At 69.4% G+C, this 24,853-nt stretch carries 20 protein-coding genes; 7 read left to right on the plus strand and 13 right to left on the minus strand.

Annotation, left to right across the window (positions count from 1 at the left end):
• Nucleotides 1-27 precede the first annotated feature (27 nt).
• Nucleotides 28-2,832, plus strand: coding sequence for a LuxR family transcriptional regulator (locus ABZ345_RS11370; RefSeq protein WP_359845665.1), 2,805 nt, complete (start codon nt 28-30; stop codon nt 2,830-2,832).
• On the opposite strand, the gene ABZ345_RS11375 is transcribed toward ABZ345_RS11370, so the two are convergent.
• Nucleotides 2,808-4,097 (minus strand): hypothetical protein, encoded by a 1,290-nt coding sequence (locus ABZ345_RS11375; RefSeq protein WP_359845668.1) that lies wholly within the window; start codon nt 4,095-4,097, stop codon nt 2,808-2,810. The genes ABZ345_RS11370 and ABZ345_RS11375 overlap by 25 nt on opposite strands.
• Nucleotides 4,098-4,200: 103 nt before the next feature.
• Nucleotides 4,201-4,761 (minus strand): dihydrofolate reductase family protein, encoded by a 561-nt coding sequence (locus ABZ345_RS11380; protein WP_359845671.1) that lies wholly within the window; start codon nt 4,759-4,761, stop codon nt 4,201-4,203.
• A gap of 38 nt (nt 4,762-4,799) precedes the next feature.
• Between ABZ345_RS11380 and ABZ345_RS11385 the strand changes: the two genes are divergently transcribed.
• Together ABZ345_RS11385 and ABZ345_RS11390 are read left to right on the plus strand one after the other, a co-directional pair.
• Nucleotides 4,800-5,732, plus strand: a complete 933-nt coding sequence (locus ABZ345_RS11385; RefSeq protein ID WP_359845674.1) for a sigma-70 family RNA polymerase sigma factor — start codon at nt 4,800-4,802, stop codon at nt 5,730-5,732.
• 105 nt (nt 5,733-5,837) lie between these two features.
• Nucleotides 5,838-6,257, plus strand: a complete 420-nt coding sequence (locus tag ABZ345_RS11390) for a YciI family protein (RefSeq protein WP_359845677.1) — start codon at nt 5,838-5,840, stop codon at nt 6,255-6,257.
• Nucleotides 6,258-6,318: 61 nt separating this feature from the next.
• Here the strand turns inward: ABZ345_RS11390 and ABZ345_RS11395 are convergent, their stop codons facing one another.
• From ABZ345_RS11395 to ABZ345_RS11435, 9 genes are all read right to left on the minus strand, one after another.
• Nucleotides 6,319-7,356 (minus strand): 3-isopropylmalate dehydrogenase, encoded by a 1,038-nt coding sequence (locus ABZ345_RS11395; RefSeq protein WP_359845680.1) that lies wholly within the window; start codon nt 7,354-7,356, stop codon nt 6,319-6,321.
• Nucleotides 7,357-7,632: 276 nt separating this feature from the next.
• Nucleotides 7,633-10,902, minus strand: coding sequence for a S8 family serine peptidase (locus ABZ345_RS11400; protein ID WP_359845683.1), 3,270 nt, complete (start codon nt 10,900-10,902; stop codon nt 7,633-7,635).
• 245 nt (nt 10,903-11,147) lie between these two features.
• Nucleotides 11,148-12,737 carry a phosphoglycerate dehydrogenase gene (gene serA / locus ABZ345_RS11405; protein ID WP_359845686.1) on the minus strand — a complete coding sequence of 530 codons (1,590 nt, stop codon included), beginning with the start codon at nt 12,735-12,737 and terminating at the stop codon, nt 11,148-11,150.
• A gap of 214 nt (nt 12,738-12,951) precedes the next feature.
• Entirely contained in the window at nt 12,952-15,663 is a 2,712-nt protein-coding gene (locus tag ABZ345_RS11410) for a BTAD domain-containing putative transcriptional regulator (RefSeq protein ID WP_359845688.1), read from the minus strand.
• 72 nt (nt 15,664-15,735) lie between these two features.
• The gene (locus tag ABZ345_RS11415) at nt 15,736-16,125 is read right to left on the minus strand and encodes a hypothetical protein (protein ID WP_359845691.1); all 390 of its coding nucleotides are present in this window, start codon (nt 16,123-16,125) and stop codon (nt 15,736-15,738) included.
• A 341-nt stretch (nt 16,126-16,466) separates the two neighbouring features.
• On the minus strand, nt 16,467-16,730 hold the full coding sequence (locus tag ABZ345_RS11420; RefSeq protein WP_204763750.1) for a DUF397 domain-containing protein: 264 nt from the start codon (nt 16,728-16,730) through the stop codon (nt 16,467-16,469).
• A 105-nt stretch (nt 16,731-16,835) separates the two neighbouring features.
• Nucleotides 16,836-17,849 carry a ketol-acid reductoisomerase gene (gene ilvC, locus ABZ345_RS11425; protein WP_325522132.1) on the minus strand — a complete coding sequence of 338 codons (1,014 nt, stop codon included), beginning with the start codon at nt 17,847-17,849 and terminating at the stop codon, nt 16,836-16,838.
• A gap of 92 nt (nt 17,850-17,941) precedes the next feature.
• Nucleotides 17,942-18,448 (minus strand): acetolactate synthase small subunit, encoded by a 507-nt coding sequence (gene ilvN, locus ABZ345_RS11430; protein ID WP_045310681.1) that lies wholly within the window; start codon nt 18,446-18,448, stop codon nt 17,942-17,944.
• A complete protein-coding gene (locus tag ABZ345_RS11435; RefSeq protein ID WP_359845695.1) occupies nt 18,448-20,280 on the minus strand; it encodes an acetolactate synthase large subunit in 1,833 nt (610 codons plus the stop codon). Before ABZ345_RS11435 ends, ilvN begins: the two co-directional genes overlap by 1 nt.
• Before the next feature lie 232 nt (nt 20,281-20,512).
• Here ABZ345_RS11435 and ABZ345_RS11440 point away from each other — a divergent pair, with 232 nt between their 5' ends.
• From ABZ345_RS11440 to ilvD, 3 genes are all read left to right on the plus strand, one after another.
• Nucleotides 20,513-20,959 carry a PH domain-containing protein gene (locus tag ABZ345_RS11440; protein WP_359845698.1) on the plus strand — a complete coding sequence of 149 codons (447 nt, stop codon included), beginning with the start codon at nt 20,513-20,515 and terminating at the stop codon, nt 20,957-20,959.
• The gene (locus ABZ345_RS11445; RefSeq protein ID WP_359845701.1) at nt 20,956-21,381 is read left to right on the plus strand and encodes a vitamin K epoxide reductase family protein; all 426 of its coding nucleotides are present in this window, start codon (nt 20,956-20,958) and stop codon (nt 21,379-21,381) included. Before ABZ345_RS11440 ends, ABZ345_RS11445 begins: the two co-directional genes overlap by 4 nt.
• 78 nt (nt 21,382-21,459) lie before the next feature.
• Nucleotides 21,460-23,304, plus strand: a complete 1,845-nt coding sequence (gene ilvD / locus ABZ345_RS11450) for a dihydroxy-acid dehydratase (protein ID WP_359845703.1) — start codon at nt 21,460-21,462, stop codon at nt 23,302-23,304.
• A gap of 36 nt (nt 23,305-23,340) precedes the next feature.
• On the opposite strand, the gene ABZ345_RS11455 is transcribed toward ilvD, so the two are convergent.
• Entirely contained in the window at nt 23,341-23,751 is a 411-nt protein-coding gene (locus ABZ345_RS11455) for a helix-turn-helix domain-containing protein (protein ID WP_359845706.1), read from the minus strand.
• Nucleotides 23,752-23,836: 85 nt separating this feature from the next.
• Here ABZ345_RS11455 and ABZ345_RS11460 point away from each other — a divergent pair, with 85 nt between their 5' ends.
• On the plus strand, nt 23,837-24,622 hold the full coding sequence (locus ABZ345_RS11460; RefSeq protein ID WP_359845709.1) for an oxidoreductase: 786 nt from the start codon (nt 23,837-23,839) through the stop codon (nt 24,620-24,622).
• Here ABZ345_RS11460 and ABZ345_RS11465 read toward each other — a convergent pair.
• On the minus strand, nt 24,605-24,847 hold the full coding sequence (locus tag ABZ345_RS11465; RefSeq protein ID WP_359845711.1) for a hypothetical protein: 243 nt from the start codon (nt 24,845-24,847) through the stop codon (nt 24,605-24,607). The genes ABZ345_RS11460 and ABZ345_RS11465 overlap by 18 nt on opposite strands.
• Nucleotides 24,848-24,853: the final 6 nt, after the last annotated feature.

The following is a 24,853-nucleotide window of genomic DNA, read 5'->3' on the forward strand; positions in this document are numbered from 1 at the left end:
GCGACCGGAAGGCAGGTCCACCCAGGTATGGCTGAGTTACCCGGCCGGGCGCGAGAGCTCGCCGTCCTGCGCAGACTGCTGGCAGCGGACGGCGCCCGGTGCGTCGTGGTCACCGGTGAACCGGGAATCGGCAAGAGCAGGCTGCTGGCGGAACTGACGACGCTCGCGACGGGGTGGACGGTCCGCGGCGCACGCGCGGCGGAGTTCGAGTCGCACGTGCCGTTCGGGGTGTTCGTCACCGCACTCGACGACCACCTCGCGCGGCTGGAACCGGACAGGCTCGCCGTGCTCGGTCCCGAACGGCTCGGGTTGCTCGCGACGATCTTCCCCGCGATCCCCGCGGACGGCCCGGCGGACCTGGTGGACGCGGAGCGGTACCGGTTGCACAGGGCCGTCCGCGCACTGCTGGAGTTGCTCGTCGAACCGTGCGGGCTGGTGCTCGTGCTCGACGACCTGCACTGGGCGGACGAGGGTTCGGTGGAACTGCTCGACTTCCTGCTGCGGCACCCACCACGGGGGCGGCTGCTCCTCGCGCTGGCGAGCAGATCCCGGCAGACCTCGTCCCGCCTGTGGCACGCGTTGTCGCGCGCCGCGGCCGACGGTGTGGCCGAACTGCTGGAGCTCGCGCCGCTGGCTCTGGCGGACGCCGACCTGCTCCTGCCCGCCGAGCTCGGCCGGTCCCGGCGCGAGGAGATCCACCGGGCGGGCGCGGGAAATCCTTTCTACCTGGAGGCGCTGGTACGGGCCGACGCGAACGGCCTGCCGGTCGCCGTCCACGCGGTGCTCGCCGCCGAACTGGCCGCGTTGACGCCGCGGGAACGGGTCGTCGCCCATGCGGCCGCGGTCGTCGGGGACGACTTCGACGCCGGCTCTCTCGCCGAAACCGCGACGCTGGCACCGGAGTCGGTGCTCACCGATCTCGACCGGCTCGCCGACCGCGACCTGGTGCGGCTGGACGTCGCCACCGGCCGGTTCCGCTACCGCCACCCGCTCGTGCGCAGCGTCGCCTACCAGGACGCGGGTCCGGGCTGGCGGCTCCAGGCACACGGCAGGGCAGCGGCGGCGTTGCGACGCCGTGGGGCGCCTCCCGCCGAGTTCGCCCGGCACGTGGAGCGGTCCGCCGCCCGAGGCGATCTCGACGCCGTCGCGGTGCTCGGCGAGGCAGCCGAGGCGACGATGCACTCCACGCCCGCGACGGCGGCGCACTTCCTGCGGGCGGCCATCAGGTTGCTCCCCGACGCGGAGTCGGCCACGCCGCAACGACTTCTCCTGCTCGGGCGGCTGGCCCAGGCACTCGGTGCCACGGGAGATCTGCGGCAGGCCAGCGAGACGATGCACGAGGTGCTGCGGCTCCTGCCGGTCGAACTGACGGCCGCACGGGCGCGGACGGTGCGGGCCTGCGCGACCGTGGAACGGCTCCTCGGGCGCTACACCGAGGCCACGGCGATGCTGCGCGGCGAGTGGCGGCGGATCGCGGACACGGATGCTCATTCGGCGGCGGTGCTGCAGGTCGCGCTCCTCGCGGGCCGCAGCGTCGAACGGGAGCGTGCACCAGGCCGTGACGAAATCACCGAGGTGATCACGGCCGCACGGGACGCAGGGGATCCCACCCTGCTGGCCATGGCGCTGTCGGTCGCGACCCTCGTCGACCTGCGGGCGGACCGGCTGGACGAGGCGGCGGCGCTCGTCGACGGGCTGCCGGACGGCGACCTGGTCCGCGACATCGACGCGGTCTTCTGGCTGGGCTGGGCCGAAGCCTCCGCCGACCGGCTCACGGCGGCGGGCAGGCATGTCGGCCGAGGTCTGCGGCTCGCCCGCGCGAGTGGACAGACGCACGCGATCGCAGTGCTGACCGCGATCCGCGGGATGGTGCACGCCTACGTCGGCGAGCTGGCGGAGGCGGCGAACTGCTTCGAGGACGGCATGGAGACGGCCGAGCTGACCGACAGCGACGAGCTCCGCGTCACGGTGCTGACCTTCGGCTGCTGGATCACGGCGTTGCGCGGGGACCCGGCCGAGGCGGTGCGCCTGGGCGAACGGGCTGTGGCCATCGACGACCACTCCGTCGCCTCGAACACGTGGCGCAGCGGTCAGGCCGAGGCGATGCTGGCCCAGGCGCTGGTGCACAACGGCGATCCGCACGGCTGCGTCGAGGTGTTGCTGAGCACCGGTGGCGGACCCGAACTGCCCGCGGTGGACCCGCTCACCCGACCGTTGACCTACCAGCTGCTCGCCGAGGCCGAGGTCGCGATCGGCCGGGACGCCACCGGGTGGGCGGACCGCGCTGAGGACGCGGCCACAGCGCTCGGGGTGCCGCTGCGCACCGCGATGGCCGAGCTGGCCCGCGCGATCGCCACTCTCCCAACGGATCCGGCGGCGGCCGCACCGTTCGCGGTCGCCGCCGCCGGCACGTTCACCCGGCTCGGGGTGGCCGTGGAGGCGGGCCGGGCACACCTGCTCGCCGCCACCGCGTTCGGCGGCAGCGACGAGATCGAGTTGGCCCGTGAGCACTTCGTGGCCGCCCGCACGGTGTTCACCCGCTGCGACGCGCGGCTGTTCCTGCCCCAGTTGGCGCGGGAGGAACGGCGCATGAACGCACGCCGTCCCCGCCGCGCCGAGACGAACCGCTTCGACCTGACCGCCCGCGAGGTGGAGATCGCCGCGCTCGTCGCGGACGGTCTGACCAACCGGGACATCGGCCTGCGACTGCACCTGAGTCCCAGGACCGTCGAGGTCCACCTGGGACGGATCTACGCGAAGGCCGGGGTCTCCGGCCGGGCGGCGCTGGCCGGGGTGTGGGCGTCCGCTCAGTCGCCGAGGTCGCGCACGTAGAGGTTGGCGACCAGTGTGGGACTTCCGCCGAGGTTGGTCGCGTAGCTCGTGAACGCGACGTGGCGTCCGTCGGCCGAGATCGCGGGCGTTCCGCTCTGGCTGTTGGCCTCCTCCCCCGCGGAGGCGACGCTGACCCTGGTCGTGGTCGTGGTCACCATGTCGCGCCGGAAGACGTCCCAGCTGCCGTTGGTGTCGCCGGGGACCAGGTCCCACTCGCCGGACTGGAACGCGACGAACCGGCCGTCGGCCGAGATCACCGGGCGGTGCACGGGCGTGCCGCTGGTGCTCGTGCCGTCCGGGCCGAGGTTCACCTGGGTGGTCTTCTTGGTCTGCCGGTCGAATCGGAACACGTCGATGTCGACGTCACCGCCGGGAGAACTGTCGCCGGGCACCAGGTTCGACGCGTTGGACGTGTAGACGACGTAACGCCCGTCGGCCGAGATCGACGGCTGCCAGCTCACCGAGTCGCCCTCGAGGTTGGCGCTGGAGACGCTGACGCGGTTGGTGCGGCCGGTCTCCTGGTCGCGCACGAACACGTCGGACACGCGGTTGTTGTCGGACCACACCGCGAGGTTCGTCGCGTTGGACTCGAAGGCGACGTAACGGCCGTCGGCCGAGATCGAGGGCTTCTGGCTGGGCCCGTTGCTCTCGAAGCCGTTGGTCTCCATGCTGGCCTTGGTGATCCTCCCGTCAGTCCGGTCGTGGACGAAGACGTCGCGGTAGTTGTTCCAGTCGCGGTAGATCAGGTTCGACGCCAGCGAGTCGAACGCGACGAACCGGCCGTCGGCGGAGATCGACGGATTGAGGCTGTCGCTCTCGGCCTCCCGCTCGTAACGGCCGCGGCTGATCCTCGTGGTCGCCCCGGTCTGCCGGTCGTGCACGAAGACGTCCCAGTGGCCCAGGGTGTCCTCGGCCACCAGGTTCGTCGCGAACGACTCGAACGCGACGTAGCGGCCGTCCGCCGAGATCGACGGGTTGCGGCTGACGTTGTCGCCCTGAACGCCCGCGGAGTCGACGCTGACCCTGGTGGTCTCCCCGGTCTGCCGGTCGCGCACGAACACGTCGGACACGCGGTTGGTGTCGCCCGCCACGAGGTCGCTCGCCGAGGACCAGAACGCCACGTAGCGGCCGTCGGCCGAGAGCGACGGGCCGTCCGCCGGAGCGTTGACGGGGGTCGTGCCCGCCGGTTCGGCGTGCGCGATGCCGCCGGGTGTGAGCGCCGCGAGGATGCCCGCCGCGCAGAGCACACGGATTGCTGTTCTCATTGCCGTCCTTGAAGTTCGGTTCGCCGCCGGGGCAGTTTCGTGCCCCGGCTCAGCCTTGCGCTCCGGACCGGCGGAAGCATGAGGGAACCCCCTACACCTCGCGTCACCGAGGAGCGGTGCGGTAGCGCAGGAGTGCGGCACTTCCCTTGCGTTCCAGCGAGACCAGGTGCAAATCGGACATCCGGCCGGCGAAAAGTCGTTGCCCGGTACCGAGCACGGTTGGGAACACCATCAGGCGGTACTCGTCGACGAGACCGGCTTCGGCCAGCTGCCGCACCACGCTGGTGCTGCCGGTGACCACGACGTCCTTGTGCGCCTTGAGCCCGCGCACCTGCGCCACGAGATCGCCCCCGACCAGCGACGAGTTGCGCCAACCGTCCACACCGGTCAGCGAGCGCGAGGCGACGAGCTTGGGGATGTCGTTCATCTTCGTGGAGAACTCGTCGGTGCGGCCCGGCCAGATCTTGGCGAACAGCTCCCACGTCGTCCGGCCGAGCAGCATGACACCGCTGTCGAGCAACGGTCCCAGCCCGAACTTGTCTCCCGCCACGGCTTCCGGTCCGTGCCGGAACGCCCAGCCGCCGCCGGGTGTGCCGCCGGAGCCGTCCGGGTCCTCGACCACGCCGTCCAGTGTCACGAACTCGATGACAATCAGATCGCTCATGCCACTACATACCTGCGAGGCCTCCCATACTCATCGCGATGACCGACACGACTTTCGAGACCAGCGTCGAGCAGCACCGCGGCGAGCTGCTGGCCTACTGCTACCGCATGCTCGGGTCGGTCCACGAGGCCGAGGACCTGGTCCAGGAGACGATGCTGCGGGCGTGGAAGGCCCGCGAGCGCTACGACGAGCGCAGGGCGTCGATCAGGACCTGGCTGTACCGGATCGCCACGAACGCGTGCCTGACCGCGTTGGAGGGAAAGGCGCGCCGGCCGCTGCCGTCCGGGCTGGGCGCCGCGAGCACCGATCCGCAGACCCCGCTGGTGCCCGCGTTCGAGGTGCCGTGGCTGGAGCCCTTCCCCGACGATCCCGCCGACCGCGCGGTCCGGCGTGACGGCCTGCGCCTGGCCCTGGTCGCGGCCATGCAGTCGCTGCCCGCCCGCCAGCGCGCCGTCTGGGTGCTGCGCGAGGTGCTGGAGTTCAGCGCGGCCGAGGTGGCCGGGCAGCTGGACACCACGGTCGCGTCGGTGAACAGCGCTCTGCAACGGGCGCGGGCGGGGCTCGCGGACGTGGCCTCGGAGAAGATCGCTCCGCCGGACGACCCGGCTGTGCGGCAGACCGTCGAGGCGTACGTCCGCGCGTTCGAGGCAGCCGACGTGACCGCGCTGGTCGGCCTGCTCACCGAGGACGCGATCCTGGAGATGCCGCCGGTGCCGTTGTGGTTCCTCGGCCGCGACGACTACGGCGCCTTCATCCGCCGTGTGTTCGCGATGCGCGGGACCGGCTGGCGGATGATCCCGGCCGCGGCCAACGGCCAGCCCGCCGTGGCCGCCTACGCACCGGACGACGGTGTGCTCCGGCTGCACACCCTGCAGGTGTTCACCGTCGTCGGCGGCCTGGTCGCGCACACCGTCGTCTTCCAGTCGCCGGCAGTCTTCACAGCCTTCGGACTGCCTTCTGAGCTGCGATAACAGAAACTTCGAAAAAAGTTAGAGGCTCGTGTCGATCCGGCTCGGGGCCCGTTCGACCTGTGGATGCCAAGGCCCTCGTGGCCCGAGAACACAGGGAGACACACCATGAAGTTCATGCTGATCTGGCGCGCCACCGACGAGGCATGGGCGAACCTCGGCGACGTCGACTTCGAGAAGATGATGGACCTGACCGGCCAGTTCAACGACGAGATGATCCGCGCGGGCGTGCTGCTGGCCGCCGAGGGCCTGGACGACGCGAACCAGGGCGTGGTCGTCGACTTCTCCGCCGAACCGCCGATCGTCACCGACGGCCCCTACGGCGAGGCCAAGGAGCTGTTCAACGGCTACTACATCATCAACGTCGCCTCGAAGGAGGAGGCGGTCGAGTGGGCGAAGCGGGCACCGATCAGGGCCGCGGGCTTCAAGACCGAGATCCGCCGGGTGCCGACGATCGACGAGTTCCCGCAGGACAACGAGTGGATCAAGAAGGAGCGGGCCTGGCGCGAGTCGACCGGCCAGCTCTGACCGGGAACGCACGCGGGGACCTTTCGCAGAGTGCGAAAGGTCCCCGCGTGACTGCTGGAACTCAGCCCGTGCGCACGTTCGACGACACGAGCGCCGCGAGACGGTCACCGATCCCGTAGGTGGCCCCCGGCGACTGGTGGTCCCGGGTCGCCAGGTCGAACGCCACGGAGGCCTCGATCCGGCGTGCTGCCTCGTGCTCGCCCAGGTGGTCGAGCAGCAGCGCCACGGACAGGACCGCGGCGGTCGGGTCCGCGATGCCCTGGCCCGCGATGTCCGGTGCCGAGCCGTGCACCGGCTCGAACATCGACGGGTTGCGCCGCGTCACGTCCATGTTTCCCGACGCGGCCAGGCCGATGCCACCCGTGACGGCGGCGGCGAGGTCGGTCAGGATGTCGCCGAACAGGTTGTCCGTCACGATCACGTCGTACCGGCCAGGGTCGGTGACCAGGTGGATCGTGGCCGCGTCGACGTGCTGGTACGCCACGGTCACGTCCGGGTGCTGCAGCGAGACCTCCTCGACCACGCGCGACCACAACGAGCCGGCGTGCGTGAGGACGTTCGTCTTGTGCACCAGCGTCAGGTGGCGACGCGGGCGGTTCGCCGCGCGGGCGAAGGCGTCGCGGACGACACGCTCCACACCGAACGACGTGTTGAGCGAGACCTCGGTGGCGATCTCGTGCGGCGTGTCCTTGCGGAGCAGACCGCCGTTGCCCGCGTACGGGCCCTCGGTGCCCTCGCGGACCACCACCATGTCGATCTCCGGCGGGTCCGCGAGCGGGCTGCGGACGCCGGGGTAGAGACGGGCGGGGCGGAGGTTCACGTGGTGGTCGAGCTCGAACCGGAGGCGCAGCAACAGACCGCGCTCCAGGATTCCGCTCGGCACCGACGGGTCGCCCACCGCGCCGAGCAGGATCGCGTCGTGCTGGCGAAGCTCACCCAGCACCGACTCGGGCAACAACTCTCCCGTGGCGTGCCAGCGCGCCGCGCCGAGGTCGTAGCGAGTGATCTCGGCCGCCGGAACGACCTCGCCGAGGACCTTCAGGGCCTCAGCGATGACCTCGGGCCCGATCCCGTCTCCTGGGATCACTGCGAGCCGCATCCACACACCTCCCAGGTGTCAGTCCCCAATTAGTGGGACTACTTTCCTTCGCGAAAGGCTACCGGCATCACGGCCACTCGCCGCATGCCGGACACCCCTTCGGGGTGTTCTCTCCCGTACTGCGGGACACCCACACGGCCCATTGCCCACTTTCGAGTGTCACTCGACCGCAGGAACGGGGTCGCGTCAAGGGGTGACCACCCCCGGTTCCGCCCCGTAACAGGCCGCAGGCCCGGCCCCATGGGATGGGACCGGGCCTGCGGGACGAACATCGGATCAGTAAGCGGAACCGCGCCCGCTCGACTTCACCGTCACGACCGACGCGCGGTCGCCGTTGGCGTTGTGGTGGTTGAGCACCAGCAGGCCCTCGGACTTGTCGGCCTTGAGCGCCGCCTCGTCCTTGTTCACCACGAGCGCGGTGCCCGGCTTGGCGAGGTACGAGAGCGCCGCGTCGCCGCCACCCTGCGTCCACAGACCCGGCTTGAGCGGGTCGAAGGACAGGTTGCGGTCGATCACGTCGATCAGGCCGTTCGCGTTGCCCGGCGCCACGTAGAAGCCGGTGGTGCCGGCGACGTACGAGATGCGCGAGGTGTCCTTGGCCGGGTCGATGCCCAGTGCCGTGAGCAGCACCGGCAAGACCGCGACGTTGGTGTCGGCGGTGTTGGTGTCGACGTCACCGAACAGGCCGTTGACCGCCTGGATGTCGACCGTCTCGCCCGTCTTGAGGTTGACCGTCGTGGCGACCAGCAGGTCGGTGTCGGTCAGGCGGGACGCGTGGGTCTCGAAGTCGGCCGTGCCGTCGCCGTTCGTGTCGATGTCGATGAACGGAACGGTGTTCGTGCCGAGGCTGTACCAGTTGCCCCACGTCGCGATGCCGAACGCGAGCAGCGCCTCCTCGGGCTTGCCCTGAGCCTTGGCCAGCGGGGCCGTGGAGGCCGCGCCGACGTAGCGCAGGTCGCCGCCCTTGGCGGTCTCGTTGAGCGCGCAGTTCTCGGTGACGTTGCGCTTGCAGTCGCGCAGCTTCGGCGACTGGGCCTGCAACTCGAGAACGCTGACCAGCGAGCGGTACGCCTGCGAGCCCGTGCCCTGGTCGACCCCGCGGCCGGTCAGGTTGAGGATCGCCTGCTTGTCCTTGCCGCGGAACTTGAGGCTGTCGGCCGTGCTGATGTCCGCGACCGGCTTCGGCGCCGAGTAGACGGACAGGCGCAGCGGCACCGTGGCACCGGCGGTCGGCGTGAGGGTCACGCGACCGGAGGCGTCCGCGATGAACTGACGCGGCGTGTCGAGTTGCGTCGGAGCGACGGTCGAGTCGATCGTCTTGCGCAGCGCCTTCGGGTCGTCGATCTTCAGGGTGACCTTGACACGCGCGATGCCGCGCGGGCTCAGCGTCACCTTGTTCTGCGAGAGCACGTAGCTCACGCCGGGGATCGACGTGGCGGCCGTGTAGCCGACGTTGTACTCGACGCGCTTGGTCGACTTGTTGACGATCTTGATCGTCTTGGTCTTCGAGACCGGCTTGGCGACCTCGACGACACCGAAGTTCGCGCTCACGTAGCCGGGGTCGTCCTCGACGAACGCCAGCACCTGGTTGTCCAGCGCGGACTTGCCGTCCACACGACCGGTGCCGATGCGGTTGGGCGCGAAGGTCTTGCCGTTCTCCTTCACGTCCGCACCCGCGGTGTTCATGATCGCGGCCTTGACCTCTTCCAGCGAGTAGTCCGGGTGCGCCTGGCGCACCAGGGCCGCGATGCCCGCGACGTGCGGGGACGCCATCGACGTGCCGGAGAACACCGCACGGTCGTTGCCGGAACCGACAGCGGTCGACGAGATCGTGTCACCGGGGGCCGCGACGTCCGGCTTGATGGACTGGCCACGGGTGCCACGGCTGGTGAACGAGCTCGGGGTGTCCGAAATGGACTGGTCGTACGTCGGCGTCGACGTCCGCAGCGAACCCGCCAGGCGGACGGTCAGCGTGCCCGCGTCCAGCAGCGGACGCACCTGGTTGGTGGCGTCGCCGGTGAACTGGAACACCGGGATGGTCGCGTTGCCCGCGATGCCCGCGTTGAAGTTGTTCAAAGTGGACGAAAGCACCACGCCCTCGGCACCGGCGGCCTGCGCGTTGTTGGTGCGGGCACCCGAGCCACAACGGCGCGTCGCGTCGTTGTCGTCCCACTCCAGCCACACGAACTTGCCGGCGAGGTTCTCGGTGATCGCCTGGCAGCCGTCGAGGTTGCCCGCCTGGGTCAGCTTCGCGACCGGCCGGGTCTTGTCGTAGCCCAGGTAGCCGGTGAAGTTCTGGCTGTACTGACCGGGCTTCGTCTGGCCGTTGGCCACGGCGCCGTCACGCAGCACGAACGAGTCGCGCACGGACGCGACGGTCAGCGCCTCGGGCGTGCTGCCCGGCGAGCCGGCGATGTCGTAGAGATCGCCGCCGTTGCCCGCGGAGAAGACCGGCATGACGCCGACCTTGAACAGCTTCTTGACGAAGAGGCTGTCGGGGTCGTCCGGTGCGCCGTAGTCGGAGCCGAGCGACAGGTTGACCACGTCGAGGTGGTCGGAGAAGTCGCCGTCGCCGTCGGGGTCGAGCGCCCAGTCGAGCGCCTGCGAGGTGACGTTGGTCGAGCCCTCGCAGCCGAAGACCTTCAGCGCGTAGAGGAGGGCCTTCGGCGCAGTGCCGGGGCCGATCTTCATCGCGTTGAGCTTGTCGGCGTCGAGCTTGGTGTAGTCACCCTTGAACGTGCTGCCGTCGGCGTTCTCGCCGAAGCCGGCCGTGGTGCCCGCGACGTGCGAGCCGTGGCCGTTGCAGTCGATCGGGTTCGGGTCGGGCTTCGGCGTGTTGACCGCCGGGTCCTTGCTGGCCCCGTCGTAGTCCTCACCGACGAAGTCGTACCCGCCGACGACCTTCGCGGTCGGGAAGTTCGGGTCCGCCTTGCGCGGGTCGACCGCGCGGAACGCGTCGACCGTGCCAGGACCGCCGAAGTTCGCGTGCGTGTAGTCGACGCCGGTGTCGATGATGCCGACCCGGATGTCGTCGCCGAGCTTGCCGTACTGCTGCCAGACGTTGAGCGTCCTGGTGAGCTGCACCGCGTTCGAGTTCTGGCGCTGTTTCGGCACGACCGGGTAGACCGCGGCCACGTCCGGGCGGTTCGCCAGTTCGCGGACCTTCGCGGCGTCCGCCGTCACGACCACGCCGGGAACGCCGTTGGACGTGCGGTAGAGCTCCTTGGTGGCGGTGTCCTTCGCCTTGAGCTCACCGACGACCTGGTCGGCCGTCGCCGAGGTGTCCTTCTTCGCCTGCTTGGCGGCCTGCTTCGCGGCCTCCTTGCCCTGCGGCTTCTTCTCCTCGAAGGCGTCGACGGCAGGCTTGCGGTCCAGCGCGACGAACGCGGTGACCTTGCCGGACTGGTTCAGACGGGGAGAAATCTTGAGCTGCAACGCTTTCGCGTCCAGTCCGTGTGCACCCTTGACCGGTTGCGCGAGCGGTTCGCTCTGCGCGTGAGCGGTGGCGGGTGCGATCAGCAGTGTGGTGATGGCAGAGAACACCACCAGACTTGATCGTCTCTTCACAACATTGCCCCAAACGAGGTGTGTGCCTTCGACCCGAATACAACAGCGCCGCGCCCTCTACGGCACCGGGTCAACCTCGTGGGGACGCTAATCGCTGATCGTGCGTCTGCGATTGCCCCGAAAGTATGAATGTTGTCTACAGATAGTTGCTTGTAACCCGTTCGTTGTGAACGGCGATACCCACGGGAAGGGGACTTTGCCGTCCCCTTCCCGGTTTGTCGTGACTATCCGAAGTCGACACTCCGGACCGTGCGGGCTCCGACGGCAGCGCCGATCGGGTCGAGCACGGCGGTGTCGACCGGGCGGTCCACCCGCAGCACCATGACGGCGTCGGCGCCGGTCTGGCTGATCTGGGCGGCCTCGATGTTCACGCCCGCCTCGCCGAGCAGCGTGCCGACCGTGCCCATGACACCCGGACGATCCGGGTACTCCAGCAGCAGCACGGTTCCCTCGGCCCTCAGGTCGAAGTTGCGGCCGTTGATGTTCACCAGCTTCTCGACCTGCGCGATGCCGCTGATCGTGCCGGAGACGGTGTTCGTCGTGCCGTCCGCCTGCACGGCCTTGACCGTGACGAGGCTGCGGTGGTTCGGGCTCTCGGTCTCCTTGACGACCTCGACGTTGACGCCGAGGTCCGCGGCGAGCTGCGGCGCGTTCACGAACGTCACCTGCGACTCGACCACGCTGGAGAAGACACCGCGCAGTGCCGCGAGGGGCAGGACGGCGACGTCCTCATTGGACAGTTCGCCGCGGACCTCGACGGTGACGCTGGTCGGGGCCTTCGGCGACAGTGCACTGAGGACGGTGCCGAGCTTCTGCACCAGCGGCAGGTACGGGCGGACCTCCTCGCCGACCGCGCCGCCCTGGACGTTGACGGCGTCCGGCACGAAGTCACCGGCGAGCGCGAGGATGACGCTCTTCGCGACGTCGGTGCCCGCGCGGTCCTGCGCCTCGGCCGTGGACGCGCCGAGGTGCGGGGTGACGACGATGCCCGGGACGTTGAACAGCGGGCTCTCGGTCGTCGGCTCGGTGGAGAAGACGTCGATGCCGGCACCGCCGACCTGGCCTTGCTTCACGGCCTCGGCGAGGGCTTCCTCGTCGATGAGGCCACCGCGGGCGGCGTTGACGATGATGACGCCGCGCTTGGCCTTGGCGAGCTGCTCCGAACCGATGAGTCCCTTGGTCTCCGGGGTCTTCGGCAGGTGGATGCTGATGGCGTCGGCGCGCTCGAGCAGTTCCTCCAGCGACACGAGCTCGATGCCGAGCTGGGCCGCGCGCTGGGCGGACACGTACGGGTCGTACGCGATCAGCTCGGTGCCGAACGCGGCGATGCGCTGCGCGAACAGCTGGCCGATCTTGCCGAGGCCCACCACGCCGACCGTCTTGCCGTTGAGCTCGACGCCGTTGAACTTGCTGCGCTTCCACTCGTGGTTCTGCAGCGTCTCGTGGGCGGCGGGGATCTGCCGTGCCACGGAGAGCAGGAGCGCCACGGCGTGCTCAGCTGCGGACACGATGTTGGAGGTCGGCGCGTTGACGACCATCACGCCGTTGGCCGTGGCCGCGGGCACCTCGACGTTGTCCAGGCCGACGCCCGCGCGGGCAACGACCTTGAGCTTGCGGGTGGCGGCGAACACCTCGGCATTGACCTGCGTGGCGGACCGCACGAGCAGGGCGTCGGCGTCCGCGACGGCCTCGAGCAGGGCCGGGCGGTCGGTGCCGTCTACGTGGCGCACTTCCACGCCATCACCGAGAGCGTCAAGCACGGACGGTGCGAGCTTCTCGGCGATGAGGACAACAGGTCGGCTCGTGTTGGTCACGGACATCGCTCCCAGAACGGTTGGATCGTGGGGCGCGGGCGTGGTCGAGGCGGCTGACCCGCGCCGACCGGGCACCGCAATGTGTCCGGACTGTTAACGAGCATAGACAGGGGGACTCGCGTCCCATTCTGGCGGGTGTCTCAGGTCACTGGAGCGTCCTGCGTGGTGGGACGGTGTTTGCGCTGGTTGCCATCAGCGGGAACGCGGGGTCCGTTCACTCGAGGGTGTCGAGCCGCTCCTGGATGCGCTCGGCTTCCTCGGCCCGACCCTGCTGCTGGTAGATCTCCAGCGCCTCCTGCCACACCGCGCGTGCCTCGTCGTGCTGCCCGAGCGCCGCGTGCGGCGCACCGAGTGAAGACAGGACTTCGGCGATGCCGTAGTCGAAGGCGAGCTCGCGCTGCAGGGCGAGCGACTCGCGGTAGTGGGCCACGGCCACCTCGTGGTCGCCGGCGAGGTGGGCGATGTAGCCGAGGCTGTCGAGCACGCCCGCCTCGCCCGAGGGGTCGTGGTGGGCGCGGTGGAGGTCGAGGGCGGCCAGGCAGTGCTCGCGGGCCAGGTCGTGCTCACCCAGGCGGGCGGCGGCCCAGCCGACGCCGTTGAGCGCGCGGGCCTCCCACACCTGGTTGCCGAGGGCGCGGCAGAGCTCCAGGGCTCGGACGCAGTGCTCCAGGGACCGCCGGTCGTCGCCCTGTTGTTCGTAGGCCCTGCCGAGGACCGTGTGGGTGTGGGCCTGGGCGGTCTCGTCACCCTGCTGCTCGGCGAGGGTCAGGGCCTGGCGCAGGTGGTCCATGGCCTCGGGGTGGCGGCCAAGCTCGGTGTGGGCGATGCCCAGCTGGCGGTGGCCCAGCACGCGGACGGCGGGGTCGGTCGCGGACAGCGCGGCCTGCCAGGTGGCGATCTGGTCGTGGTGGTGGCCCCGGAGCTGGTGGAACGTCGAAAGCGACCACGCCAGCTGCCACACCGCCTTCAGCCACCCGAGCGTCGACGCGGTGTGCTGGGCGGCCAGGACGCAGAGGTGTTCGGTGCGGAACCACTGCATGGCCGCCGCCGCGTCGGGCAGGGAGAGCGCGCAGTCCGGTGGGTCGAGCTCGATGTCCACGCGGTGCAGGTGCACGAGGCGATCGGCGGCGTGGGCCGTGTGCAGGTAGAAGCCGACCACCCGCCGCAACGCCGCCTCCCGCACATCCGCGGCAAGCTCACGCGACGCGGCGTAGCGGCGGATCAGGTCGTGCAGGCTGTAGCGGCCGGAGGCGTCCTGACTGATCAGCGACGCCTGCTCCAGCCCGCGCAGCACGGTCCTGGTCCTGGCGTGGGACAGCCCCGTGAGGCACGCGGCGGCGGGCAGGCCGATGTCGGGCCCCGGCGCGATGGCCAGCAGTCCGAACACCAGCGCCTGCTCCGAGGTCAAAACGTTGTAGGACAACGACAGCACGGCCGGCAGGCTCGCCACCGGGTCGCCCTCGTCCAGCACGTCGAGCATGCATTCGCGCAGCTCGAGCGCGACGGTGGGCAGGGACGAGCCCGAATAGGTGTGGACCCGGCCCGCGATGATGCTCAACGCCAGCGGGAACCCGCCGCACAGTCGCACCAGCTCATCGGCGGCATCGGGTTCGGACGAGACCTGCGCGGCCCCGAGCCTCGCGACGAGCAGGTCGTGGGCCGCGGCGTCGTCGAGCACGTCCAGCGACAGGTGCCGGGCGCCGTGCCCGGTGACCAGGCCGGGCAGCCTGTTGCGGCTGGTCACCAGCACGGTGCACGACCCGCTGCCCGGCAGCAGCGGAGTGACCTGGGTGGTGTCCGCGGCGTTGTCGAGCACCAGCAGCATCCGCTTGCCCGCGACGAGGCTGCGGAACAACGCCGTCTGGGCGTGGGGCTCGATCGGGATGCGGCCGGACTCGACCCCCAGCGCGTCGAGAAAGCCGCGCACGGCCGCCGTCGGATCGAGCAGGTCGCCGTCGGGGCTGAAGCCGCGCAGGTCGACGTACAGCTGCCCGTCCGGGAACCGGTGCAGGTTCTGGTGCGCCCAGTGCAGTGCGAGCCACGTCTTGCCGACGCCGCCGGAACCGGCGATGGCCGTCACGACCGCCGAGGCGTCCAGCAGCTCCAGCTCACCCCGGCGGCCGACGAACGGGGTGGGCGCCATCGGCAGCTGGCGAGGTGTCGCCGTCCGGGCCCGCACCGCGGTGGTGAGTGCGCAGTCCGCCGTCAGCAGCTGCTGGTGCAGTTCCTGCAGTGCGGTGCCGGGTTCGGTGCCCAGTTCCTCGACCAGGCGCGCGCGGACCTGCCGGTACTGCTCCAACGCGTCGATCGTGCGGCCGACCTGGTGCAGGGCGAGCATGTACTGGGCCGCCACCCGCTCGTCCAACGGCTGCTGCGCGCTGCGGCCGGACAGCTCGCTCACCAGCTGACCGCCTTTCCCGAGCCGTAGCAGGGCGTCCGCCAAGTCGTGCTCGGCAGCCTGCCGCTCCAGTACCAGCCGGTCGCGTTCGGCTTCGGCCCACGCGCCGTCCACCCCGGTCAGCGGCTGCCCCCGCCACAGCGCCAGCGCCTCGGTCCACGAGCTCACGGCGTCGGCGTCGTCGCCTCGCGCCTGGGTGCAGAGATCGCGGAACCGGTGCAGGTCCGTCACGGGCTCGATCGTGTCGGCGATCAGGGCGTAGCCACCGGAACGGCGCACGATGCTCACGCTCGAGGCGTCAGCCAGCGAGCGCCGCAACCGCGAGATGTAGCTGTGCAGCGTCGCCCGCGACCGAGCCGCCCCCTCCGTGCCCGAGATCCGCTCGACCAGGCGCTCCACCGGCACCACGCGGCCCGCGTCGACGGCCAGCGCGGCGAGCACGCAGCGCTGCTTGGGCGTGCCCAGATCCACCGGCCGTCCGTCGACCTCCGTGCCGACCTCGCCCAGCAACCTCACCAGCACCGACACGCACACCGTCCCCCGCGCCCACCGCCTCCGACCATGAGATCACAGTCGAGGGCGGCGGGCCGACGGAGACGATCAGCCGCAGGGCACGGTGATGCTCGCGGAGGTCTTCACCGTCTCGTGCGTGCCGATGCCAGTGATGAACAGGGCGCGGTACTTCTTCGTCTTGGTGCCGTTGCAGGTGTACGTGGTGATGGCGCCGACGTTGGTGCGGAACACCCCGTTCCGGACCACGTGGTCCTTCCAGCCGATCGTCTTCTTCTCCTGCACCGCGATCGTGAAACTCGTGGTGGCCTGGTCGCAGTTGAAGAACCCGCCGACCGCGTCGACGAAGTTGCCGCGCTTCTGCACGTTGATCCGCACGTGCTTGTCCGGATCGCAGTTGGCCGCCGACGCCGTGCCCGGCATCACCAGCGCGGTGGCGGCGATCGCGACCGCCGCGGCCGTCCCCAGAATCTTCTTCAAGGTCTTCTCCCTCTTCCAGTGCAAGGTGCGGGACAACCTTGTGGGAGAGGGCGTGCGGGAATCTTGCACGGTTTCTGCAATGCGCAGGTCAGCGACGTGCGCGTCCGAAAACCGGCTGACCGTTGTCGGTGTGCCTTGCTAGCTTCCGGGCATGACGTGCCTGACAGAACTCAGGTGGCAGTTCTCCGCGGTGGAGGAACTGCGTGCCGAGAAGCTCGTGTCGGCCACCGCGCTGATCGCGGCGTGCGGTGCTCGCCGGCGTGCGGATCGCGTGCGGGAAGCGGATCAGCGCTTCGGACGTGGACCTCGCTCACGTGACAAGTTCGCGGGCCTGGGGATGTTCACCAGGGCTCGTCGAACTCCCCGTCTTTGGCGCCCGCTACGAAAGCGTCCCACTCGGCCATCGTGAAGACGAGGACCGGTTCCAGCTGCTTGGAGTTGCGCATGGCGACATAAGTAGCGCCGTCGGTGTGCGGGACGAAGGCGATCTCGACGTGGCCGTCCTCGGGTTCGGGCTCCGGCGGGCGCTTCCACTCCGCGTCGCGGAGGTCCAGGTTGCCGCGCACGTGGGCCTTGTCGTCGTAAATCGGCGCACTTTCCGTCATGAGAGGCAAGCTAGCGGATGATCCACAACTGAAAGCGGAAAGGCCCGCGGCGCGTCACACACGCGCCACGGGCCTCCCCTTGAGGAAAGACTCAGCTGAAAAGACTCAGGCGGTCTCGGTGATCGGCCGGTCGACCCACGACATCATGTCGCGGAGCTTCTTGCCGGTCGCCTCGATCGGGTGGTTCTCACCCTCCTGCTGCAGCTTCTTGTAGTTCGCGCGGCCGTTGTCGTCCTCGGCCACCCACTCGTTCGCGAAGGTGCCGTCCTGGATCTCGCCCAGGATCTTCTTCATCTCCTCCTTGACCGCGGGGGTGATGACGCGCGGGCCGCGGGTCAGGTCACCGAACTCGGCCGTGTCGGAGATCGAGTAGCGCATGCGGGCGATGCCGCCCTCGTACATGAGGTCGACGATCAGCTTCAGCTCGTGCAGGCACTCGAAGTACGCGACCTCGGGGGCGTAGCCCGCCTCGGTCAGCACCTCGAAACCGGCCTGGACGAGAGCCGAGGCACCGCCGCACAGCACGGCCTGCTCGCCGAAGAGGTCCGTCTCGGTCTCTTCCTTGAAGGTCGTCTTGATGACGCCGGCGCGCGTGCCGCCGATGCCCTTCGCGTACGACAGGGCGAGCGCCTGGGCGTTGCCGGAAGCGTCCTGCTCCACCGCGATGAGAGCGGGCACACCCTTGCCGTCCACGAACTGGCGGCGAACCAGGTGGCCCGGGCCCTTCGGCGCGACCATGGCGACGTCCACACCGGACGGAGCGGTGATCAGGCCGTAGCGGATGTTGAAGCCGTGGCCGAAGAAGATCGCGTCACCCTCGTTGAGGTTCGCGGCGATCTCGTTCGCGTAGATGTGGCGCTGGGCGGTGTCCGGCGCCAGGATCATGATCACGTCGGCCCACGCGGAGACCTCGGCCGGCGTGCCGACCTCCAGGCCCTCTTCCTCGGCCTTGGCGCGGGACTTGGAGCCCTCCTGCAGGCCGATGCGGACCTCGACGCCCGAGTCGCGCAGGGACAGCGCGTGGGCGTGGCCCTGGCTGCCGTAGCCGATCACGGCCACCTTGCGGCCCTGGATGATGCTCAGGTCGGCATCGTCGTCGTAGAAGATCTCAACGCTCACTGTATTTCCTTCTGTCTGTGTTTGATTGCCGCTGCTCCGCAGACGGCGGCGAGGTCGTCGAGAAGCCTGGCGTCCGGCACGACCTCGCGTTTCTAGCGAACCGCGGTGGCAGTGATGGAACGAGCGCCACGGCCGATGGCGACCATGCCGGACTGGACGATTTCGCGAAGCCCGTAGGGCTCCAGCATGCGCAGCAACGCGTCGAGTTTTTCAGACGTGCCGGTGGCCTCGATCGTGACCGCTTCCGGGGACACGTCGACGACCTTCGCGCGGAAGAGCTGGACGGTTTCGAGGACCTGCGACCGCACCGTCGCGTCCGCACGAACCTTGATCAGCACCAGTTGCCGCTGAACGGAAGCGGCCGGCTCCAGTTCGACGATCTTGATGACGTTGATGAGCTTGTTGAGCTGCTTGGTCACCTGCTCCAGCGGCAGCTCGTCGACCGACACCACGATGGTCATGCGGGAGATGTCGGGGTACTCGGTGCGGCCGACCGCCAGCGACTCGATGTTGAAGCCACGACGGGAGAACAGGCCGGCGACGCGCGCGAGCACACCGGGCTTGTCCTCGACCAAAACGCTCAGCGTGTGCCTGGTCATCACAGATCCTCGTCGAACAGGGGGCGGATGCCGCGGGCGGCCATGATCTCGGAGTTGCCGGTGCCCGCCGCGACCATCGGCCACACCTGGGCGTCCTTGCCGACGACGAAGTCGACGACGACCGGCCGGTCGTTGATCTCCAGCGCCTTCGCGATCACGTCGTCCACCTCCTCGCGCGACTCGGCCCGCAGGCCGGCGCACCCGAGTGCTTCCGCCAGGAGCTTGAAGTCTGGGATGCGGTGCTTGTGCGTCCCCAGATCCGTGTTGGAGTACCGCTCGCCGTAGAACAGCGTCTGCCACTGGCGGACCATGCCCAGGTTGCCGTTGTTGATCACGGCGATCTTCACCGGCAGGCCCTCGATGGCGCAGGTGGCGAGCTCCTGGTTGGTCATCTGGAAGCAGCCGTCACCGTCGATGGCCCACACCGTGCGGCCCGGCTCACCGGCCTTGATGCCCATCGCGGCGGGAACGGCGAAGCCCATCGTGCCGAGGCCGCCGGAGTTGATCCACGTGCGCGGGTGCTCGTACTTCACGAACTGCGCGGCCCACATCTGGTGCTGGCCGACGCCCGCCGTGTAGATCGTGTCGGCCGGCGACAGCTTGCCGATCCGTTCGATGGCGTACTGCGGCGACAGCGTGCCGTCCTCCGGCCAGTCGTAGCCCAGGGGGAACGTCTCCCGCAACGACTTCAGCGTCGTCCACCACGGCGTGAGGTCGACGGCCTTGGCCGTCTCGCGCTCCGCGCGGACCGCGTCGATCAGCTCGGTGATGATCTCCTTGCAGTCGCCCACGATCGGGACGTCCGCGCGGCGGTTCTTGGAGATCTCGGCCGGGTCGATGTCGGCGTGGATGATCTGCGCGTCCGGCGCGAAGGAGTTGAGCTGACCGGTCACGCGGTCGTCGAACCGGGCGCCGAGGGCGACCAGCAGGTCCGACTTCTGCATCGCCGCGACGGCCGCGACGGTGCCGTGCATGCCGGGCATGCCCAGGTGCTGGTCGTGCGAGTCGGGGAACGCACCGCGCGCCATCAGCGTGGTGACGACCGGGATGCCGGTGTCCTCGGCCAGGCGCAGCAGTTCGGCCGACGCGTCCGCCTTGATCACGCCGCCGCCCACGTAGAGGACGGGCTTGCGCGCGTTGACGATCAGCTTGGCGGCTTCGCGGACCTGCTTGCCGTGCGGCCGGGTCGTCGGCCGGTAACCGGGCAGGCGCAGCTCGGGCGGCCACGAGAAGCTGGTCTGCTCCTGCAGCACGTCCTTGGGGATGTCGACGAGAACCGGGCCGGGTCGGCCGGTCGACGCGATGTGGAACGCCTCCGCGATCGCCCGCGGGATCTCCGCGGCGTCGGTCACGAGGACGTTGTGCTTGGTGATCGGCATCGTGATGCCGCAGATGTCCGCCTCCTGGAAGGCGTCCGTGCCGATCAGCGGCCGCGACTGCTGGCCGGTGATCGCGACGACGGGCACGGAGTCCATGTTCGCGTCCGCGAGCGGGGTGACGAGGTTGGTCGCACCCGGTCCCGAGGTCGCCATGCAGACCCCGACCTTGCCGGTGGCCTGCGCGTATCCGGTCGCCGCGTGTCCCGCGCCCTGCTCGTGGCGGACGAGGATGTGCCGGACCTTCGTGGAGTCCAGCAGCGGGTCGTACGCGGGAAGGATCGTCCCGCCGGGAATGCCGAACACCACTTCGCACCCGACCGCCTCAAGCGAGCGGACGAGGGACTGCGCCCCGGTCACTCGAATCGGCGCGCCAGTGGGCGGAGCCGGTTTGGGCCGCGGACCTGGACGTGGCGACGAGGGCTCGGAAGCCTGTCGCGATGGTGCGCTGGTCATTGGTTTGCCTCGTGGGTATCGGGGTCCGGACACGAAAAAACCCTCGACAACCCGAAGTTGGGTCGTGCGAGGGTCGCGCGTCGACGCAGGCTGTTCGGCTCAGGCGTCGACGCGCCTGAGAAGTACGAGAACGAGCGTGCGCTGCATGAAGCGGACGTTATCGCCTCTGACAAGAGGGCGTCAACTCTGCGGGATGGAAATCCCGGATCGTGGACGTGGAACAATCCTTCGAGTGAAGAAGCTGGTCTTTCGCATCCCGGCGACTGCGCTGCTCGCGGCGGGTCTGATCGCCATCTGCGTGACTCCTGTGGCGTGGGTCGCTCCGGGGCTGCAAGCGCTCTACGTTCTGCCGCTCGGGTACGCGTACTGGGTCATCCGCAACCGCACGACGGTCACCGAGGAGGAGCTCGTCGCACGGGGCCTGTTCGGCTCGACGACGCTCAAGTGGACCGAGGTGAAGTCGATCCGGCTGGTCCAGAAGGGCTGGCTCAAGGCGGTCCGCGAGGACGACTCCGAGGTGACGCTGCCCGCCGTGCGGTTCATGCACCTGCCGGCGTTGTCGTTGGTCAGCGGTGGGCGCGTGCCCGACCCGATGGTCACTCAGGAGCCTGAAGCCGAGGAAGCCGCCGCCGAGCCTGACGAGGCCGAAACACCTTCGGCCGTACAGTCGGAGAAGTGATCCAACGAGTTCCGCTGCTGAGCCTGCTGCTGTCCATCGCAGGCCTGCTGACCTCGGCTTATCTGACGTACACGCACTTCAACGCTTCCGCGCTGCTGTGCTCGGCCGACGCCGTCGTCGACTGTGAGACCGTGACCACGAGCGAGCAGTCGGCGCTGTTCGGCATCCCCGTCGCGTTCCTCGGGCTGGCGTTCTTCGCGTTCCTGACCGTGATCTGCCTCCCGTTCGCGTGGCGGATCGAGGCACTCAAGTGGGTACGTCTCGGCGCGGTCGGTGTCGGCGTGCTGATGGTGGTTTACCTGGTCGCGGCCGAGTTCCTGATCATCGGCAAGATCTGCCTGTGGTGCACGGTTGTGCACGTCATCACGCTCGCGCTGGCCTATCTGCTCGTCTCGGCCAGTCTGCGTACAAGTAATGTTTGAGGCACCGCTCCCAGACTGATGGACGCCTCACCCGGCCGTCCCGCGCGTTTTTCATGAAGAACTGAATCTGGAGGAGCAGTGCCTCAGCTCCGCTCTCGCACCACCACGCACGGCCGCAACGCTGCCGGGGCTCGCGCTCTCTGGCGCGCGACCGGCATGACGGACAGCGACTTCGGCAAGCCCATCATCGCGATCGCCAACTCCTACACGCAGTTCGTGCCGGGCCACGTGCACCTGCGCGATCTCGGCGACATCGTGGCCGAAGCCGTGCGCGAGGCCGGTGGCGTGGCACGCGAGTTCCACACCATCGCGGTCGACGACGGCATCGCCATGGGCCACAGCGGGATGCTCTACTCGCTGCCCAGCCGCGAGATCATCGCCGACTCCGTCGAGTACATGGTCAACGCGCACCAGGCCGACGCGATCGTCTGCATCTCGAACTGCGACAAGATCACCCCCGGCATGCTGAACGCGGCGATGCGGCTCAACATCCCCGTCGTGTTCGTGTCCGGCGGGCCGATGGAGGCCGGCAAGGCCGTCGTCGTCGAGGGTGTCGCCGTAGCTCCGACCGACCTGATCACCGCGATCTCCGCCTCGGCCTCCCCCGCTGTCGATGACGCGGGTCTGTCGGAGGTCGAGCGTTCCGCGTGCCCGACGTGCGGTTCGTGTTCCGGCATGTTCACCGCGAACTCGATGAACTGCCTCACCGAGGCTCTCGGGCTCTCGTTGCCGGGCAACGGATCGACGCTGGCCACGCACGCCGCGCGCCGCGAGCTGTTCTCCGAGGCCGGTCGCGTGGTCGTCGAGCTTTGCCGTCGCTGGTACGGCGAGGACGACGAGTCCGCGCTGCCGCGGTCGATCGCGAACCGCAAGGCGTTCGAGAACGCGATGGCGCTCGACATGGCCATGGGCGGCTCGACGAACACCGTGCTGCACATCCTCGCCGCCGCACAGGAGGGCGAGATCGACTTCACGCTGCAGGACATCGACGACCTGTCCCGCCGCGTGCCGTGCCTGTCCAAGGTGTCGCCGAACTCCGACTACCACATGGAGGACGTGCACCGGGCCGGCGGAATCCCCGCGCTGCTGGGCGAGCTCTACCGCGCCGGTCTGCTCAACGACGACGTGACGTCGGTGCACACGCCGACCCTCGCGGAGTGGCTCGGCAAGTGGGACATCCGCGCGGAGAACCCGTCGCCGGAGGCCATCGAGCTGTTCCACGCCGCTCCCGGTGGCGTGCGCACGACCGAGGCGTTCTCCACGTCGAACCGCTGGTCCTCTTTGGACACCGACGCGGCTGGCGGCTGCATCCGCGACGACGAGCACGCCTACACGCGTGACGGCGGCCTCGCGGTGCTGCGCGGCAACCTGGCCGAGCGCGGCGCGATCATCAAGGCCGCGGGCATCGACGAGGACCTGTGGCACTTCGAGGGCCCGGCGCGCGTCGTCGAGTCCCAGGAGCAGGCCGTCTCGGCGATCCTGAACAAGGAGATCCAGGCGGGCGAGGTCCTGGTCGTGCGCTACGAAGGCCCGTCCGGCGGCCCCGGCATGCAGGAGATGTTGCACCCGACGGCTTTCTTGAAGGGCTCCGGCCTCGGCAAGAAGTGCGCGCTGATCACCGACGGCCGGTTCTCCGGAGGTTCGTCGGGGCTGTCGATCGGCCACATCTCGCCGGAAGCCGCCGGTGGCGGCACGATCGGCCTGGTCGAGAACGGCGACCGGATCCTGATCGACGTGCACGAGCGGCGCCTCGAACTGCTGGTGGACGACGAGGTGCTGGCCGAGCGGCGCGCCAAGATGGACGCCTCCGAGCGGCCGTGGCAGCCGGTGGACCGGATCCGTCCGGTCACGGGTGCGCTGCGGGCGTACGCGCGGATGGCGACGGACGCCTCGACGGGCGCGGTGCGCGACCCGAGCCGGTAACGACGCTCTGCTGATGCTGCCCTGGCCGCTTTCTGGTCAGGGCAGCTCTCTTTTGTGAGCGTCGTACCGCTCGACGTTCACGAGGACCTCGCCCATGTGCTCCTGCGCCCAGCTCCTGAGCCCGCGTGTCATCCGGTGCAACGACAGGCCGAGCCCGGTCAGCTCGTAGGTCACGGTGACGGGGACGGTCGGCGTCACCGCGCGGGTCAGCAGGCCGTCTCGTTCCAGCGACCGCAGCGTCTGCGTCAGCATCTTCTGACTGACCCCGGCCAGCCTGCGGGCGATCTCCGAGTACCGCATCGGACCGTCGCCGAGCGCGCACAGGACGAGCACCACCCACTTGTCCGAGATGCGGTCGAGCAGCTGCCGGCTGGGGCATCCCGCCAGGAACGCGTCGTACTCCACCTTGGCCTGAGCCCTCTTCTGGGCCGCGTTCTTCGTCGCCACCGATCGCACCTCTCACCCGTGGGCGGGTTACGCACTTCTGAGTGCCTGCTTCCCGTCAGGAAGCTTCTCTCCAAGACTAGGGCGCATGAACACTCTTCCCGGCGGCACCTGGACTCTGGGCGATCTGACGGTCACCAGGTTCGGTTACGGCGCCATGCAACTGGCCGGCCCGCACGTCATGGGTCCGCCCGCCGACCGCGACGGCGCCATCGGCGTTCTGCGTGCAGCGGTCGATCTCGGCATCACCCACATCGACACCAGCCATGCCTACGGGCCGCACGTCACCAACGAGTTGATCCGCGAGGCGTTGCACCCGTATCCCGAGTCGCTGCACATCGCGACCAAGGTCGGCGCGACCCGCGACGCCCGGGGTGGCTGGCCGGTCGCGCGGCGGCCGGAGGACCTGCGCGATCAGGTTCACGACAACCTGAAGTCTCTCGGGCTCGACGTGCTCGATCTGGTCTACCTCCGGCTCGGGAACGCGGAAGGTCCCCAGCCCGGTTCGATCGCGGAGGCGTTCGAGACCCTCGCCGACCTCCGGCAGGAGGGCCTGATCCGCCATCTCGGGGTGAGCAACGTTCTCGCGGAGCAGGTCGCCGAGGCTCAGCGCATCGCACCGATCGTGTCCGTGCAGAACATGTACAACCTCGAGTACCGCCAGGACGACGAGCTGATCGACCGGCTCGCGGCCGAGGAGATCGCGTACGTGCCGTTCTTCCCGCTCGGCGGGTTCACGCCACTTCGGTCGCCGAGGTCTGCCGCACTGGCCTGGCTGCTGCGGCGGTCCCCGAACATCCTGCTCATCCCGGGTACGTCATCGGTGGCGCACTTGCGCGAGAACGTCGCCGGCGTTCTAGAGGACGAGCGCTAGGGCCATCACGACGCCGAACACCAGCCAGCCCGTCAGCGGTCCGCTGACGGGCTGGTCCGTTTTCTTGACCATGACGCCACCCACGATCAGGCCCGCGAGCAGGCCGAGCGGCGGTAGCAGGGACTTCGCGGTGAGACCGAACGGGACCGCCACCAGGTAGACGACCGGAATCCCGATCACCAGCAGGGCGAGCTGGAGCAGCGCTCCCGTCAGGTTCTTCCGCATTCGGCA

Source organism: Lentzea sp. NPDC005914, from assembly GCF_040629405.1.
In the GTDB taxonomy this organism is placed as follows: domain Bacteria; phylum Actinomycetota; class Actinomycetes; order Mycobacteriales; family Pseudonocardiaceae; genus Lentzea.

What these genes read in the sequence shown, in the direction of transcription:
- ABZ345_RS11385 (WP_359845674.1), top strand. Translation starts at nt 4,800, where the DNA reads ATGACCGACACGACTTTCGAGACCAGCGTCGAGCAGCACCGCGGCGAG.
- ABZ345_RS11375 (WP_359845668.1), bottom strand. Translation starts at nt 4,097, where the DNA reads ATGAGAACAGCAATCCGTGTGCTCTGCGCGGCGGGCATCCTCGCGGCG.
- ABZ345_RS11465 (WP_359845711.1), bottom strand. Translation starts at nt 24,847, where the DNA reads ATGCGGAAGAACCTGACGGGAGCGCTGCTCCAGCTCGCCCTGCTGGTG.
- ABZ345_RS11370 (WP_359845665.1), top strand. Translation starts at nt 28, where the DNA reads ATGGCTGAGTTACCCGGCCGGGCGCGAGAGCTCGCCGTCCTGCGCAGA.
- ABZ345_RS11380 (WP_359845671.1), bottom strand. Translation starts at nt 4,761, where the DNA reads ATGAGCGATCTGATTGTCATCGAGTTCGTGACACTGGACGGCGTGGTC.
- ilvN (WP_045310681.1), bottom strand. Translation starts at nt 18,448, where the DNA reads ATGACCAGGCACACGCTGAGCGTTTTGGTCGAGGACAAGCCCGGTGTG.
- ABZ345_RS11435 (WP_359845695.1), bottom strand. Translation starts at nt 20,280, where the DNA reads ATGACCAGCGCACCATCGCGACAGGCTTCCGAGCCCTCGTCGCCACGT.
- ABZ345_RS11460 (WP_359845709.1), top strand. Translation starts at nt 23,837, where the DNA reads ATGAACACTCTTCCCGGCGGCACCTGGACTCTGGGCGATCTGACGGTC.
- ABZ345_RS11420 (WP_204763750.1), bottom strand. Translation starts at nt 16,730, where the DNA reads ATGACGGAAAGTGCGCCGATTTACGACGACAAGGCCCACGTGCGCGGC.
- ABZ345_RS11395 (WP_359845680.1), bottom strand. Translation starts at nt 7,356, where the DNA reads ATGCGGCTCGCAGTGATCCCAGGAGACGGGATCGGGCCCGAGGTCATC.
- ABZ345_RS11390 (WP_359845677.1), top strand. Translation starts at nt 5,838, where the DNA reads ATGAAGTTCATGCTGATCTGGCGCGCCACCGACGAGGCATGGGCGAAC.